Genomic DNA, 15,046 nt, shown 5'->3' with positions numbered 1-15,046 from the left:
CGCCGGATACTGTTGCCGTTTTTACAATGTGCGGATAGCGTGGAAGTGCGGGGTTCAGCCTGCTCCGCTGTCGTGTCGCCCCACCAGTGAGGAGCGCATGATGACAGAGCCCGTGACCAGACCTCCGCCGCACGCGACGACACACCTGGACGTGCGTCAGCTCCGCGACGAGGACATCCTGATCATTTCCGCCGCCGGCGAGATCGACCTGGTCTCGCTGCCGTCGTTGCGCCGTGCCTTCGAGCAGCCACTGCCCGCCGTCACGATCTGCGACCTCACCGAGGTCACCTTCATGGGTGTGGCCGGACTGGGCGTGCTGGCCGCGGCCGCGACGGAGGCCGATCTCGAACGGCGCCGGTTCGGCGTCGTCGCCAGCACCCGGTGCGTCACCCGGCTGGTGACCCTCTTCGGCCTCGACCGGCGGTTTCCGGTCCACGCTCGCCTGCCCGAGGCCGTGGACCGGTTGAACACCCGGCCGCACGCTGGTTTGACCGGGACGTCATCCGGCAACCACTGACCATGGTCAGTGTGCAGGCGAGACTGCGGATGGCGACCCTGCGCGCCACCGGCCAGAAGCGGTTCTACGACGACGCCCGGGCACTGCACAGCCGGCTCCCCCGCCACCAGCGGCCGTCGATGGCGCGGCCACCGCGGCAGGTGCGGCGAGCGTGCGCGGTCGACCACCACGACGTGCACGGATTCCCGTGCTACACGCTGCGCCCCCGCGACGGTGAGCCGGCCGGGCCGCACGTGCTGCACCTGCACGGCGGAGGGTATGTCGAGCAGATCCAGAAACACCACTGGCAGTACGCCGCCGACCTGGTCGCCCGGCTCGGCTGTGCCGTGACCCTGCCCATCTACCCGCTGGTCCCGCACCACGACCACACCGCGACGCTGCCGATGGTCCAGCGGGCCTACGACCAGCTTCCCGGCGACCGCCGGGTGATCTCCGGGGACTCGGCGGGCGGCGGGCTGGCCCTGGCCATCGCCCAGGAGCTGCGTGACCGCGACCGGCCCCAGCCCGAACGGCTGCTGCTCTACTCCCCCTGGCTGGACATCACCCTGGAGGACCCGATCTCCGTCATCCTCGACGAACACGACCCGATGCTGGGCATCACCGGCCTGCGCGAGGCCGGGCGGATGTACGCGGAGGGCACCGATCCGCACGACCCCCGGCTCAGCCCGCTCTACGCCGACCTCACCGGGCTCGGGCCGTTCAGCGTGTTCATCGGCACCCGTGACGTCCTGCTGCCGGACGCGCGCCGGTTCGCCACCCGGGCGACCGACGCCGGGATCGCCATCGACTACCACGAATACCCCGGCATGTTCCACAACTGGCTCATGCACCCCATCCCGGAAGGCCGGGAGGCCATGAACCACGTGGAACGCATCCTCCGCCGTCCCCCGCCCCGGTGACAGATCCAAAGGGCTTTCCCATTTTGCCGTGAAGGGGGCCCTCACGGCGTCTCATGCCGTGAGGGCCCCCTTCACGGCACCGACGCAAGCACCGCACCCGTCGCCCGATGGTGTGCACGACGAATTCACCCCAAAGGCCGGAAGGCAATCCGTAAACGCATTTCACAATACGAACAGGATAGGCTCACCTAAATTGGTGTCGAATTGCGTGCCCGCTTCCGCGGTGGCATCGTAAGTTTTCCGAACTCGAATTCCACCACGGAAGCAGGAGCGGAAATGACCACCATGGAGAACCCGGCCGTACCGGCCGTCCACGAGTGCACCGTGAGCGGATGTTCCTACAACCACGACGGCTGCCACGCCTTCGCCATCACCGTCCGCGGCGACAACGGGGCCGCCGACTGCGGCACCTTCGTCCCGTTGAACACCAAGGGCGGCCTGGAGAAGGTCGTGGCGAAGGTGGGCGCCTGCTCACGCACCGACTGCGTCCACAACGCCTCGCTGGAATGCACCGCGCAGGGCGTGCGCATCGGGCCGGGCTCGGGCGATCACGCCGCGAACTGCCTGACCTACCAGCGGGGCTGAACGGCTACCCGGACAACCGGCTGGCGAGCAGTTTCTTGCCCTGCTCGGCACCCTTCCGGCTTTCCTCCTGGGCGCGGCGGAAGAAGGCGGCCAGTTCCTGGTCCCCGTCGCGTTCGGCGTCGTTGGCGTATACCTCCATGCGCAGTGCGTTGGACAGGCACGCCTCGGTGAACCAGATGATGTTGTAGTGCTTGTCCTTGGTACCGGTGACCTCGCCGGTCTCCGTGTTCGTCACGGCAGCTCCTTTCCTCGGGTCCCATCGGCTACCCGGCGTCCCGGGTTTCATGCGCGGTGGCCCCGGGTAAGCGCCGAGCAGACGGACCGACGACGAAAGCCTGGTGAGGACATGCCGAGGAACAGGACGACGCTGGTGCTCGCGGTCGCGGCCCTGTCGGTCGTGGCGTGCGGCGCCGAGGACGGTGACCAGCCGCCCGGCCCGCCCGCGGCCTCGGACGCGTTCGACGCCGAGTACCGCGGCACGCTGGCACCACCGGGACAGTCCGGCGACGCCTTCACCTACAACCCGCAGCTGGCACCGGCCGGGGCGCAGCTGGGCGTGGACGTCGACCGCGGCGAGGGAACCGAGGTGAAGCTCACCGCCACCGGCCTGCTGCCCAATCGCGGGTACGCCGTCCACGCGCACACCCGCCCGTGCGGGCCGGCCGGCGACGCCGCCGGACCGCACTTCCAGCACGAGCAGGATCCCGCTGCCACACCGGGGAAACCGTCGACCGACCCCCGCTACGCCAATCCACGCAACGAGATCTGGCTCGACCTGCGCACCGGGCCCGACGGCAGGGCCCAGGCGGGCACCCAGGTCCCGTTCGAGTTCGGCGACCGGGCGCCGGCATCGGTCGTCGTCCACGACAAGGAGGCCACCGCCACCGCTCCCGGCAGCGCCGGGCAGGCAGGTGGCCGGGTGGCCTGCCTGACGGTTCCCTTCAAGTGACCCACGCGGCCGTCAGGCCGGGATCGCCTCGGTGTCGCGGTGCCACACCCGGTGCCCGGCCAGCTGGGTCAGCAGGTGCGCGGCGAACGCGTCCGGAAGCTCGTCCGCCGCGGCCGTGGTGGTGACCACGCCGCCCGCCACGAAGGGTTCGGTGCTCTCCGCCAGCTCGTCGGGCACGCCCGCCTGCCGCAGCAGGTCCAGCCCGGTCCCGAACGCGGCGACGGGCTTGAGGTGCTTGTAGGCCTCGGCCACGAAGTGGACGGCCATACCGTCGGCACGCAGGCGCTCCACGCTGTCCGGGCCGCAGGCCACCACCACGGCGTCGTAGAGCACGGACGCCATGGTCGACAGCTGCCGGTCGGCGGGCAGTGGGTCGCCGGCGCCGCCGGGGGCCAGTTCACCGTCGGACGGCGCGAGGACCTCGGCCACAACCTCGGCGGCACCGAGCTGCTCGACCAGTGAGCGGATGCCGATCGTGTCGACGCCGTCCGCGGCGAGCACGGCCACCTTGCGCCCGCTCGGGCTCAGGTTGGGCTGGCCGAGCTGGGACAGTGCCGGGGAACGCCGGCCGTGGTTGCCGCCCGCCCCGTCCGGGGCTTCGACGCCGATCCCGGCCGCGACCCGGGCCGCCAGGTCGTTGTCGATCCGGCCGAGATGCTCGACGGTCCGTGCCCGGATGCTCCGGTCGGTCACCTTGCCCAGTTCGAACCGGAACGCGGCGACGATGTGCTGGCGTTCGACGTCGGTCATGCTGTTCCAGAACAGCGTGGCCTGGCTGTAGAAGTCCTTGAAGCTCGGGCTGCGCTCGCGGATCTTGCGCCCGTCGACGGCTTCGGTGTAGTGCCGGAACACACCCCGGTCGGCGATCGCCGGGCAACCGCCGCCGAGCGAGTTGCGGAAGTAGCTGGTCTGGCCTTTGTGGACGGTCTGCTGGCCGTAGCCGTCACGCTGGTCGGTGGCGACGTCGGCGATCGGCCGGTTCACCGGGAGCTGGGCGAAGTTCGGGCCGCCGAGCCGGATGAGCTGGGTGTCGAGGTAGGAGAAGTTGCGGGCCTGCAGCAGCGGGTCGTTGGTGAAGTCGATGCCGGGCACGACGTTGGCGGTGTGGAACGCGATCTGCTCGGTCTCGGCGAAGAAGTTGTCCGGGTTGCGGTCGAGCACCATGCGGCCGACCGGCTGTACCGGCACCTGCTCCTCCGGGATGATCTTGGTCGGGTCCAGCAGGTCGAAGTCGAAGTCGTGTTCGGCGTCCTCGGCGACCAGCTGCACACCCAGCTCCCACTCCGGGTACTGCCCGGACTCGATGGCGTCCCACAGGTCGCGGCGGTTGAAGTCGGGATCCTTGCCGGCGATCTTCTGGCATTCGTCCCAGATCAGCGAGTGGGTGCCGAGCACCGGCTTCCAGTGGAACTTCACGAACGTGCCCCGGCCCTCGGCGTTGACCAGGCGGAAGGTGTGCACGCCGAAGCCCTGCATCATCCGGTAGCTACGCGGCAGTGCCCGGTCCGACATCAGCCACATGACCATGTGCAGGCTCTCCGGCTGCAACGACACGAAGTCCCAGAACGTGTCGTGGGCGGACTGGGCCTGCGGGATCTCGTTGGGTGGCTCCGGCTTCACCGCGTGCACGAAGTCCGGGAACTTGATCCCGTCCTGGATGAAGAACACCGGCATGTTGTTGCCGACCAGGTCGTAGTTGCCCTGGCGGGTGTAGAACTTGGTGGCGAAGCCACGCACGTCACGGACGGTGTCGGCGGACCCGCGCGAGCCCGCCACGGTGGAGAACCGCACGAAGACCGGGATCTTCTCACCGCTGGTGAGGAACTCCGCCGTGGTGTGGGCGCTCAGCGTGTCGTCGTAGGCCTCGAAGTAGCCGTAGGCCCCGGCGCCCCGCGCGTGAACCACCCGTTCGGGGATGCGTTCGTGGTCGAAATGGGTGATCTTCTCCCGCGCGTGGAAGTCCTCCAGCAGGGTCGGACCGCGGGTGCCCGCGGTCAGCGAGTCGTCGGTGTGGCCGACCCGGACTCCCTGCTGCGTGGTGAGCACCGCGTCACGGTGATCGCTGCGGAACCGTTCGAGCTGCTCGTGCTTGGCGTCGTCACGGTCGGACACCGGGCTCTTCCCTTCCTTGGTGAAGCTGCTGACCGTCCAGGCGTACCCGATGACCGGGCCGGTAATCCGCCGCGACCCATCCGGTGGCCGCCCGGCGCCGAATGCCCCGTATGAACACCTCCAGCGAGACCCCGGACGAAGTGCGGCTGCCGCTGCGGAGCGCGATGTCGCTGGGTGTCGTGGCGCTGGCCGCCGCCCTGGGAGCCGGGCATCTGGTGGCCGCGCTGGTCAGCGTGAACGCCTCGCCGTACCTGGCGGTGGGCAACGAGGCCATCGACCTGACGCCGGTGGAGCTGAAGGACTTCGCGGTCCGCACGTTCGGGACCTACGACAAGCTGGTGCTGCTGCTGGGCATGGCCGTGGTGATGCTGCTCGTGGCCGCCGCGGCGGGGGCCGCCTCCCGCCGCACACCGGTCCCCGGCCTGGCGGTGTTCGCCGGGTTCGGCCTGGTCGGCGTGGTGGCGGTGCTGCGGCGTCCCGACCTGGACGTCGTGGCGGTGCTGGCGCCGGTGGCGAGCCTGGTCACCGGCGCGGCGGTGTTCGCGTTGCTGCACCGGCTCGGCCTGCGGGCCAGGCACGGGGTCGACGGCTCGCGGCGCGCTGTCCTGCTGGCCGGAGCCGGGGTGGTGGCCGGTGCCGGGGTGGCCGCGGCTGGCGGGCAGTGGCTGGCCGGGACCAGGGACGCCGAGTCGTCGCGGTCGGCCGTCGGGCCGCTGGTTCCGGCCCGGGCGGCACCGCCCATCCCGGCGGACGCGGACTTCGCCAAGCTGGGCACCCCGACGTTCCTCACCCCCAACCGGGACTTCTACCGGGTCGACGTCGCGCTGTCGGTCCCGCAGGTCCGGGCCGAGGACTGGAGCCTGCGGCTGCACGGGATGGTCGACCGGGAGGTGCGCTACCGCTACTCCGACATCCGCGACCGGCCACTGGTGGAGCGCACGATCACGATGACCTGCGTGTCCAACGAGGTCGGCGGGCCCTACGTCTCGACAGCCAACTTCGTCGGCGTCGACCTGGGCGATCTGCTCCGCGAGGCGGGTGTACGGCCGGGTGCGGAGCAGCTGTTCTCGACCAGTGTGGACGGCTGGACGTCGGGCACGCCGGTCGCCGCGGCGATGGACCCGGCCCGCGGAGCGATGCTGGCGATCGGGATGAACGGCGAGCCGTTGCCGGTCGAGCACGGCTTCCCCGCGCGGCTGGTGGTCCCCGGGCTGTACGGCTACGTCTCGGCGACGAAGTGGGTGACCGACCTGGAGGTCACCACCTGGCGGGCACGCCAGGCCTACTGGCTGCGACGGAACTGGGCCGAGCGGGCGCCGATCAAGACGCAGTCCCGGATCGACTTCCCCAAGGGGTTCGCGACCGTCCCGCCCGGACGTGTCCGGGTGGCCGGGATCGCCTGGGCGCAGCACACCGGGATCGCCAGGGTCGAGGTCCGGATCGACGCCGGACCGTGGCAGGACGCGATGCTCAGCGGCGAGGTCAACGTCGACACCTGGCGGATGTGGTGGGCGGAGCTGACCGTCTCCCCCGGACCGCACCAGGTCAGCTGCCGGGCCACCGACAAGGCGGGTTACACCCAGACCGGCGAGCGCGCCGGAACGGTGCCCGACGGGGCCACCGGGTGGCACACGATCAGCTTCACCGCCGGCTGAGCGGATTACTCGAAAGAGTGACCAATCCGTCGGCGGCCCGGCGGCGAATGACCCGTAGCAAGAGGTTCCCCCCGGAACCTTCCACTGTGGACCAACCAGAAACTGGAAGTGATTTCTGTGAGCAAGCTTCGTGTGGCCGGTACCGGTGTCGCCGCGGTCGCCCTGTTGTCGCTGGCCGCCTGTGGTGGCGGCGAGGACACCGCGTCGGGCGGCAACACCAGCGCGCCCGCCCCGCCGCCGTCGCCGTCCAGCTCGATGATGCCGCCGAGCGCACCCGCCGCGGGCGAGGGCGTCACCACCAACGCCGACGTCTTCGGGCCGGCGTGTTCGCAGCTGCCGCAGGGCAGTGCGCCCGGGTCGCTGGACTCGATGGGCCCGCAGCCGGTGGCCAGCGCGGCTTCGACCAACCCGCTGCTGACCAAGCTGGTGGCCGCGGTCAAGGCGACCAACCTGGTCGACACGCTCAACAGCCAGCAGGCCATCACCGTGTTCGCCCCCGCGGACCCGGCGTTCAACGCCCTCGGTGACGCCAAGTTCAAGGAACTGGCGGGCAAGCCGAACGAGCTGGCGCCGATCCTGCAGTACCACGTCGTCGGCAAGCGCTACGACGCCAAGGGTCTGGAAGGCGCGGGCAGCCTGGACAGTCTGAACACCGCGGGCGGTCCGCTGAAGATCGAGGGCAGCGGCGAGAACCTGACCGTCAACGGGGCGAAGGTCCTGTGCGGCAACATCCCCACCAAGAACGCCACCGTCTTCGTGATCGACAAGGTGCTCATGCCCGGCACCAACAAGTAACCGCTCCACCGGCCCGGGAAGGCCACCATGACGCAGGTGGCCTTCCCGGGCTTTCAGCGTGGGGTGACCTCCGCCATCGGCGACCAGCCCTCGGCGTCGGTGTGCACGTTGATGATCTCCGGTGTCGTGGCGACGACGTCGGGCATCCAGGCCATGGCCTCCTTGAAGTGGCCGGAGCCGACGTGCCGCTCCCCCGCCTCTGCCGAGGCGAACCCTTCGACCAGGACGAACTGGTGCGGTGTCTCCACGCTGCGCGACCACTCGAAGAAGAGGTTGCCGGGCTCGGCCCTGGTGGCTTCGGTGAAGTCCCGCACCCGGCTGAGCCACTCGTCACTGTGCTCGGGCCGGATCGTGAACTTGACGACGATGAAGATCATGCGAACTCCCTACGGCGTGAGGATGGCGCGGCCGCGGATGCGGCCGGCGGCGAGGTCGTCGATGGCGTCCTGGAACTTCTCCATCGGGTAGGTCGTGGTGTGCAGCCGGACGTGGCCCTGCGCGGCGAGCACCATGAGTTCGCGCAGGTCGTTGTAGCTGCCGACGAGGTTGCCGATGATGTTCACCTCGGCCGAGATCAGGTCGATCGTGGCGACGTCGACGTTCTCGCCGTAGCCGATGACGTGGTAGTCACCGGCCCTGCGCACCATCCGCAGCCCGTCCCGGGTGCTGCCGCCCTCGCCGACGAAGTCCAGCACCACCTCGGCGCCGTGCCCGCCGGTCAGCTCCAATACCTGCTCGGCGTGCGTGCCGTCGGCGACGACGCCGTGGTCGGCGCCGATCGAGCGGGCCAGCTCGACGGCGTCCGGGTTGCGGTCGACGACGACGAGTTCGGCCGCGGTGAGTGCCTTGAGCACCTGGATGCCGATGTGGCCCAGCCCGCCCGCGCCGATCAGCACGCACCGGTCGCCAGGGCGCAGCCGGGCCGCCGCTTTCGCCACCGCGTGGTAGGCGGTCAGCCCGGCGTCGGCCAGTGCGGCGACGTCGGCCGGCTCCAGGCTGTCGTCGAGCTTGACGACGCTGCGTGCCGACGTGCGCAGGTACTCGGCGTACCCGCCGTGGGTGTCGATGCCGGGGAACTGGCTCTGCTGGCAGTGCACGTCGTCGCCGGAGCGGCAGGCCCGGCACAGCCCGCAGGTCACCAGCGGATGCACGATCACCTTGTCGCCCTCGGCGACGTTGGTCACGGCGCTGCCGACGGCGTGTACCCAGCCGGCGTTCTCGTGTCCGATCGTGTACGGCAGCGTGACGCCGGACTTCTCCGCCCACTGCCCTTCCAGGATGTGGATGTCGGTCCGGCACACGCCGGCGCCGCCGATCCTGACGAGTACGTCGTAGGGCCCGGTGATCTCGGGCATGGCGACGTCGGTCAGTTCGAGGTCGCGGTGGTAGCCGACGACCTGGACGGCCTTCATGATGCGGTCTCCTCGGAGTCGGGGTAACGGGTACGCAGCAGGCCGCGGCAGAAGTGGGCGTTGCCCTCGATCGAGATGCGGGTGGCCCGGGCCATCCGCAGCCGCAGCGGCACCTGCCGCGGTGGGAAGGGGTTGCCGTCGCCGTCGACCAGCACCGGCTGGTCCCCGTCGAGCGGCAGGCCGATCGCGGCCCGCCTGCGCAGCAGCGCGGCGGTGGCCTCGTCGTCGGGCAGATCGGCGAGGGTGACGGCGTGCAGGTCCTCCTCCGCGAGGCTGTCGTCGGCACGCAGCAGCCGGGTCAGCGCGCGTTCCATCGCCGCGACGTGGGCCTTGTGCTGAAACGTCCGGCGCAGTTCGTCGAGGCTGGTCTCGGCCTCGGTGCCGAACGTTCCCCGGTAGCCGGCGTCGGCGGCGAGGCCGCGGTTGATCAGCTCGGAGTCGTGGTGGTCGTCCAGCTCGACGGTGACCGTGCGGGTCCACGGCAGGGCGGTGAGCGCGTCCCGCGCGTCGGACGCCATCAGGTAGGCGAAGTTCGGCGCGCAGAACGACGTCGGCAGGCGCAGGTGCACGGTGACCGCGTCGCCGTCGACCCGCAGTGAGCGCACGAAACCGAGGTCGGTGATCGGCTCGTCCAGCTCGGGGTCCACCACGGTCCCGAGCGCGGCGTGAGCGGCGTCGTAGGCAGTGGTCATCTCAGGCCACCGCCACGTCCTGTGGCTCCTCCCGCGGCAGCCGCAGTTCGGCGGGTACCGGGATGTCGTACATCGCGGCGGCGTTGAGCCCGAGGATCTTCTTCTTCTGCGCCGTGGTCAGCGGGGCGTACTCGGTCATGTCCTCGGGGATCTGGAAGTCGACGAACCGCTCGACCAGCCAGCGCGGGGTCCACAGGGCGTAGTCGCTGGAGAACTGGATGCGGTCCTCGTCCAGCCAGTAGAGCAGTTCCCCGATGATCTGGGCGAAGTACCGCGGCCTGGTGTGGATGAACGGGATCGCGACGGCCAGTCCGGCGTGGACGTTGGGCTCCTGCGTGGCGATCCAGCAGAAGTCCTCCAGCCGGGGCAGGCCGCAGTGCTCGATGACGAAGTTCAGCTCCGGGAAGTCGGTGGCGACCTTGTCGACGTCGGCGACGTCGAACGCGTCCCGGTCCAGCGGCCGGATCGTCGGGCCCTTGTGGATGTGGATGTTGCGGATGCCCAGTTCCTGCGCGGCCTCCAGGTAGCGGTAGGACCACGGGTCGTCCAGCTTCCAGCCGCGCGAGTCGCCGTGCCACTCCGCGGTGTAGAGCTTGCAGCCCTTCAGCCCGAAGCGCTCGGCGTCCCTGCGCAGCCGTTCCAGGCCGGTCTCGCCGAACCGCGGGTCCCAGTAGTGGTTGTAGGTGAGCTTGTCCGGGTGTGCCTGGGCCAGCGCGAAGGCCTCCTCGGTCTGGCCGAAACCACGCTCGTAGAACTCGCCGAGCCGGGCGGGCTGGAAGATCGCGTGATCGACGTAGCCGTCGTCGAACAGGTCGCGCATCAGCCGCTCGCCGCCCTGGTAGAGGTACTCCTCGTAGGGCCACACCTCGGACTCCGGGCTGAGGTTGCGGTGGTAGTCGTAGAAGCAGTCGATGAACTGCTTGCCGTGGATGTTGCGCTGGTTGGCCGGCCTGGCGTCCCACAGCGCGATGTGCGCGTCCACGATGAAGTACGTCTCGCCGTCCTTCACATACACCGTCGGTCTCCTTCTCCACGCGGCACGTTCGGGTGTCCCGACGCTAAGCAGCGGCTGACCTGGCGGGGAGCCCTCCGATGTCTCAAGATGAGACACCGGTCACGAACGCGCGCCGCGGCGATGTGTCACAGTCGGGTCATCGGCGCGACGAGGCGTTCGAGGAGGTGCCGGATGAACAAGGGCCCGCTGGCGACCCCACGGCTGTCCGCCTCCTGGCGGCGCAGCGAGTACTACGGTGCGCCCGCCGAGGTCGTCGACCCGGTGTTCAGCGGCGCGGTGGACGAGGAGTCGCTGTTCTTCGAGTGCGGCCAGCAGGTGCTGACCGGCCTGCACGACAGCCTCACCGACGAGCCGGTCAGCCTGATGCTCACCGACCAGGACGGGCACGTGCTGTCCCGCCTGTGCGGTGACAGCACGCTGGTCGACGCGCTGGACCGCACCTACCTGGCGCCGGGTTTCGCGTTCTCCGAGCGGGAGGTCGGCACCAACGGCCTCGGCCTCGCGCTCGCCGACCGCACCCCGGCGCTGGTGCGGGGCGACGAGCACTACTGCACCGGGCTGCGTGGCTACACCTGTGCCGCCGCGCCGGTGCTGGACCCGGTGAGCAGGCAGCTGCTGGGCAGCGTCAACCTGACGACCTGGTCGCAGCGCTCGGAGGGGCTGCTGGTGGCGCTGGCGCAGTCGGCCGCCGGGCAGACGTCCGCACTCATGCTGGCGCGCGGGCAGGGCCTGGCCCTGCGGCCGACGCCACGTGGCGAGGTGTTCCGGGTCTACTCGGCCCCGTCCGACGACGACCCGCCCGTGCTGTCCGGCCGGTGGCATGCCGCGCTGGCCGAGGTCGAGGCGGCGCTGGCCGACGGGCGGCCGGTCGGCGTGGTCGGTGAGCCCGGCGTGGGCAAGGCGGTGCTGCTGGCCTGGGCGCTGCGGCGGCGGTATCCGCACGACCGGATCCTGACCACCCGCCCGCCCGACCCGCGCGACGCCGAGTCGTGGCTGGCGTTGTGGGCACCGGAGCTGGGCAAGGACCACACCAGCGTGGTCGCGGGCCGGGTCGACGGCCTGCCGTCCTGGGCCGCGGCCGAGCTGGCCGGGATGGTCGCGGCCGGGTCCGCCCGCCCGTTCACGGTCACCGCGCGGGACGCGGCGGCCATCCCCGAGCCGCTGGCCAGGCTGCTGGCGACGGTGGTGGAGCTGCCGCCGCTGCGGCACCGGCCGGACGACGTGCTGCCGCTGGCCGAGCACCTGGCCCGGCGCAGCCGTGGCCGTCCGGTGCGGTTCACCCCGGCCGCGGTCCGGGCGCTGCGGGTCTACCACTGGCCGGACAACGTCGAGCAGCTGCGCCGGGTGGTCCGCGAGGCGGCGGGCAGGAGCGACCTGGTGGACACCCGGCACCTGCCGCCCGAGGTCCTGTGCGGCCCGGCCCACCAGCTCACCCGCATCGAGGCGCTGGAACGGGACGAGATCGCGCGCTGCCTCGCCGAACCGGGGATGACCGTGACCAGGGCGGCGCGGATCCTCGGCATGAGCCGGGCGACGATCTACCGCAAGATCGCCCACTACGACATTCCCGTCCCCGGCAGGGGCCCGGCCTGACTGTCCATTGTGGACGTCTCAAAGTGAGACACCGCGGCACTGCGCCGGCGGCGTCACCGCACCTACCTTTTCGTCCAGGACACAACGAGAAGGAGCGGGCGGATGAGCAAGAACGTACTGGTCACCGGAGCGGCGCGGGGCATCGGCAAGGGTATCGCGTTGCGGCTGGCCGCCGACGGCCACGACGTCGCGGTCAACGACATCGCCGCCAACGCCGGGGAACTGGAGACCGTCGCCAAGGAAATCCGAGACGCGGGCAGGCGGACCGCCACCATCACCGCGGACGTCTCGGACCCGGCGGCTGTCACCGGCATGGTGGAGCGGACCGTCGAGTCGCTCGGTTCCCTCGACGTGATGGTCGCGAACGCGGGAATCGCCCAGGTGCTGCCGCTGCTGGAGGTCACTCCGGAGGACTGGGACCGCATGCTGGCCGTCAACGCGCGCGGTGTTTTCCTGTGCTATCAGGCCGCGGCAAGGCAGATGATCGCGCAGGGCAACGGCGGCAAGATCATCGGCGCGGCGTCGATCGTGGCACACCGGCCGTTCGCCCTGCTCGGGCACTACTCGGCGTCCAAGTGGGCGGTGCGTGGCCTCACCCAGGCCGCTGCGATGGAGTGGGCCCAGCACGGCATCACCGTCAACGCCTACTGCCCCGGCATCGTCGGAACGGCGATGTGGGACCTCATCGACGAGAAGCTCGCCGAGTCCGAGGGGCTGCGTAAGGGCCAGGCGATCGAGAAGTACTCCAACCTGATCCACCTCGGCCGGGTGTCGGTGCCGGAGGACGTCGCGGCCTACGTCTCCTACCTCGCCTCCCCCGACTCCGACTACATGACCGGGCAGTCGGTGATGATCGACGGCGGGATCCAGTTCGCCTGAGCGCGCACGGCTCATGCCGTGAAGGGGGCCCTCACGGCGTCTCATGCCGTGAGGGCCCCCTTCACGGCATGCTTGCCACCGACACGTGGGCGGATAGCCCGCTGTCCGGCGTGAAGGCCGAGTTTCTGTCGTCTCATGTGCTGAAGGTGGCCTTCACGAACATCCCGTCCTGGGGTGCGGCCTCACCAGTCACATCCGGCCCAGCAGACCCAGCCGTCACCACGAAAGAGACCCAGCAACCTCCCCCAATGTGGCATTGGGGAACTTGAACTCCCCCAATGCCACATTGGGGGCACACAGCACCCCGGCTTCGCCGGGACCCTGACGTCTCATGCCGTGAGGGCCCCCTTCACGGCATCGCGGTCACCAGGGGCGGAGGCGGTCAAGCCAGCGGTCGACGGTGTCCTCGTAACGGCCGGGGTCGTAGGTGGCCTGCGCCTTGTCCACCGCGGCCATGACCGGGACGCGGACCGCGTCCGCCCACTCGGGCAGGGCGAAGAGCTGGCAGTAGTAGCCCTCACGCATCTGCACGGTGCCGAGGTGCTCGTAGCCCCGGGTGGCCTCGCCGACGTCCAGGCCGTAGGCGTCGGCGGGGACACCCGGGTCGTAACTGCGCACGACGATGACCGTCGGCCGGGCACCGGTGACCCGTGTCGTGGGGTCCTCGGTGCGGTGCGCGATCGGTTCGTCGTTGAGACCGATGAAGTCGATCGTCGTCCAGCGGCTGTAGTACGGCATGGCGCCGGCGTCGTTGACCGCCAGGCTGCGCAGCGCAGGCGGCACGGCGGCGTCGGCGAGGCCCCGTCCGATGGGCACGTGGGCGCGGGCGAGGTCGGGGCCGTAGTTGGCGATCAACGCCAGGTCGGGTGCCTGCACGCCGGTCACCGCGACCCAGCCGACCGCGACAGCGCCGGCGCCGGAGGCCAGCCACCGGCGGCGGAGGGACCCGGCGGCCAGTCCGGCGGCGAGACACAGCACGGGAAACGCGTGGTAGGCGAACCGGTGGAGGTAGTCCATCGTCGGGCCGGACACCACGTAGGTCAGGTAGGTGGCGCCGACGGTCGCGGTGAGGACGACGCCGGGCCAGCGGGTTTCCTTGCGCAGCAACAGCAGCAGCGTGCACATCAGCAGCGGCAGGAGCACCGGAACCGTTGTCTCCAGCCAGATGCGGCCGGCGTCGACATTGCCGAACTTGACGTAGAACGTGTTCGGGAAGGCGTGTCCGTAGTAGGCCCACCGCCACGCGAAGTACGCGCCGCCCGCGACGGCGGCGCCACCGGTCCACAGCCAGGCGGCGCGGTCCCGGCGGTTGGTCCAGAGCCAGGCGGCGAACGCGGGCAGGGCGGCGAGCACCCCCTCGGGCCGGAGCATGCCTGCGAGCACCAGCAGCAGCGGCGGCTCCCAGGCGCGGACGGGCCGCCCGTCGACGGCACGCAGACCGACGATCACCACCCGCAGCAGCAGCGCGGCGAACGCCATGGTCTCCAGGCCGCCGGTGATGTGGAAGTAGGTCGGGACGAACACGGCGTAGGCGCCGCCCGCGACGATCGCGGAGACCACGCCGTAGCGCCGGTGGCAGTGGCGGACGAGGAGCACCAGCGCGACCGCCCCGGCGGCGAACGAGGTCACCTTCGCCACGAACGCGAGGTCGAGGCCGAGCCAGGCGAACGGGGTGTGCCAGAGCATCCAGAGGAAGTTCGTGAAACCTTCGACCGGGTCCTCGCCGACGTTCCACACCGGGCCGTGCCCCTGGGCGAGGTTGTCCGAGTAGCGGAAGGTGATGTAGGCGTCGTCGATGGTGAAGAACCACGCCGCGCGCGTGCCGAGCAGGAACAGCAGGCCGAGTCCGAGCGTGACGGGCAACCAGGTCCGCCGGGCACGGCTGGGCTCCGGCTCCTCGCCGGGCGCGATCGCCGGATCAGAAGCTGCGACAGTCACGCGCC

15 protein-coding genes are annotated in these 15,046 nt (G+C 70.5%); 8 read left to right on the top strand and 7 right to left on the bottom strand.

Annotated elements, in window-relative coordinates:
- Nucleotides 1-100: 100 nt before the first annotated feature.
- The 3 genes from EWH70_RS02470 (at nucleotide 101) to EWH70_RS02460 (ending at nucleotide 2,001) form a co-directional block, all read left to right on the top strand.
- On the top strand, nucleotides 101-517 hold the full coding sequence (locus tag EWH70_RS02470) for an STAS domain-containing protein (protein ID WP_165436120.1): 417 nt from the start codon (nucleotides 101-103) through the stop codon (nucleotides 515-517).
- A gap of 2 nt (nucleotides 518-519) precedes the next feature.
- Nucleotides 520-1,416: an alpha/beta hydrolase gene (locus EWH70_RS02465; protein WP_130473521.1), complete on the top strand. Its 897-nt coding sequence runs from the start codon at nucleotides 520-522 to the stop codon at nucleotides 1,414-1,416.
- A 276-nt stretch (nucleotides 1,417-1,692) separates the two neighbouring features.
- Nucleotides 1,693-2,001, top strand: coding sequence for a DUF1540 domain-containing protein (locus EWH70_RS02460; protein ID WP_130473520.1), 309 nt, complete (start codon nucleotides 1,693-1,695; stop codon nucleotides 1,999-2,001).
- Nucleotides 2,002-2,005: 4 nt separating this feature from the next.
- Here EWH70_RS02460 and EWH70_RS02455 read toward each other — a convergent pair whose 3' ends face one another.
- Nucleotides 2,006-2,236, bottom strand: coding sequence for a hypothetical protein (locus EWH70_RS02455; protein WP_205669002.1), 231 nt, complete (start codon nucleotides 2,234-2,236; stop codon nucleotides 2,006-2,008).
- Nucleotides 2,237-2,347: 111 nt separating this feature from the next.
- Between EWH70_RS02455 and EWH70_RS02450 the strand changes: the two genes are divergently transcribed.
- Nucleotides 2,348-2,950 carry a superoxide dismutase family protein gene (locus EWH70_RS02450; RefSeq protein WP_130473518.1) on the top strand — a complete coding sequence of 201 codons (603 nt, stop codon included), beginning with the start codon at nucleotides 2,348-2,350 and terminating at the stop codon, nucleotides 2,948-2,950.
- Nucleotides 2,951-2,962: 12 nt separating this feature from the next.
- Here EWH70_RS02450 and EWH70_RS02445 read toward each other — a convergent pair whose 3' ends face one another.
- Entirely contained in the window at nucleotides 2,963-5,062 is a 2,100-nt protein-coding gene (locus tag EWH70_RS02445) for a catalase (protein ID WP_130473517.1), read from the bottom strand.
- A gap of 110 nt (nucleotides 5,063-5,172) precedes the next feature.
- On the opposite strand from EWH70_RS02445, the gene EWH70_RS02440 reads away from it, so the two are divergent.
- Both EWH70_RS02440 and EWH70_RS02435 read left to right on the top strand, forming a co-directional pair.
- A complete protein-coding gene (locus EWH70_RS02440; protein WP_165436119.1) occupies nucleotides 5,173-6,717 on the top strand; it encodes a molybdopterin-dependent oxidoreductase in 1,545 nt (514 codons plus the stop codon).
- A gap of 117 nt (nucleotides 6,718-6,834) precedes the next feature.
- The gene (locus tag EWH70_RS02435) at nucleotides 6,835-7,512 is read left to right on the top strand and encodes a fasciclin domain-containing protein (protein ID WP_130473516.1); all 678 of its coding nucleotides are present in this window, start codon (nucleotides 6,835-6,837) and stop codon (nucleotides 7,510-7,512) included.
- A 53-nt stretch (nucleotides 7,513-7,565) separates the two neighbouring features.
- On the opposite strand, the gene EWH70_RS02430 is transcribed toward EWH70_RS02435, so the two are convergent.
- Genes EWH70_RS02430 through EWH70_RS02415 form a run of 4 tightly spaced genes read right to left on the bottom strand, consistent with a single transcriptional unit; the run spans nucleotide 7,566 to nucleotide 10,631 of the window.
- Nucleotides 7,566-7,889, bottom strand: a complete 324-nt coding sequence (locus EWH70_RS02430) for a putative quinol monooxygenase (RefSeq protein ID WP_130473515.1) — start codon at nucleotides 7,887-7,889, stop codon at nucleotides 7,566-7,568.
- 9 nt (nucleotides 7,890-7,898) lie between these two features.
- On the bottom strand, nucleotides 7,899-8,924 hold the full coding sequence (locus tag EWH70_RS02425; RefSeq protein WP_130473514.1) for an NAD(P)-dependent alcohol dehydrogenase: 1,026 nt from the start codon (nucleotides 8,922-8,924) through the stop codon (nucleotides 7,899-7,901).
- Complete coding sequence (locus EWH70_RS02420) at nucleotides 8,921-9,616, bottom strand: iron-sulfur cluster assembly protein (RefSeq protein WP_130473513.1); 696 nt, start codon at nucleotides 9,614-9,616, stop codon at nucleotides 8,921-8,923. Before EWH70_RS02420 ends, EWH70_RS02425 begins: the two co-directional genes overlap by 4 nt.
- A 1-nt stretch (nucleotide 9,617) precedes the next feature.
- Complete coding sequence (locus tag EWH70_RS02415; RefSeq protein ID WP_130473512.1) at nucleotides 9,618-10,631, bottom strand: amidohydrolase family protein; 1,014 nt, start codon at nucleotides 10,629-10,631, stop codon at nucleotides 9,618-9,620.
- 171 nt (nucleotides 10,632-10,802) lie between these two features.
- On the opposite strand from EWH70_RS02415, the gene EWH70_RS02410 reads away from it, so the two are divergent.
- Entirely contained in the window at nucleotides 10,803-12,224 is a 1,422-nt protein-coding gene (locus tag EWH70_RS02410; RefSeq protein WP_130473511.1) for an AAA-type ATPase lid domain-containing protein, read from the top strand.
- 102 nt (nucleotides 12,225-12,326) lie between these two features.
- A complete protein-coding gene (locus EWH70_RS02405) occupies nucleotides 12,327-13,103 on the top strand; it encodes an acetoin reductase (RefSeq protein ID WP_130473510.1) in 777 nt (258 codons plus the stop codon).
- Between the two features lie 363 nt (nucleotides 13,104-13,466).
- On the opposite strand, the gene EWH70_RS02400 is transcribed toward EWH70_RS02405, so the two are convergent.
- Nucleotides 13,467-15,041 (bottom strand): hypothetical protein, encoded by a 1,575-nt coding sequence (locus EWH70_RS02400; RefSeq protein WP_240686750.1) that lies wholly within the window; start codon nucleotides 15,039-15,041, stop codon nucleotides 13,467-13,469.
- Between the last annotated feature and the right edge of the window lie 5 nt (nucleotides 15,042-15,046).

This window comes from Amycolatopsis suaedae (assembly GCF_004214935.1).
In the GTDB taxonomy this organism is placed as follows: Bacteria; Actinomycetota; Actinomycetes; order Mycobacteriales; family Pseudonocardiaceae; genus Amycolatopsis; species Amycolatopsis suaedae.
Note: the sequence above shows the minus strand (reverse complement) of the source record. Positions and strands in the feature narration are given on the sequence as shown.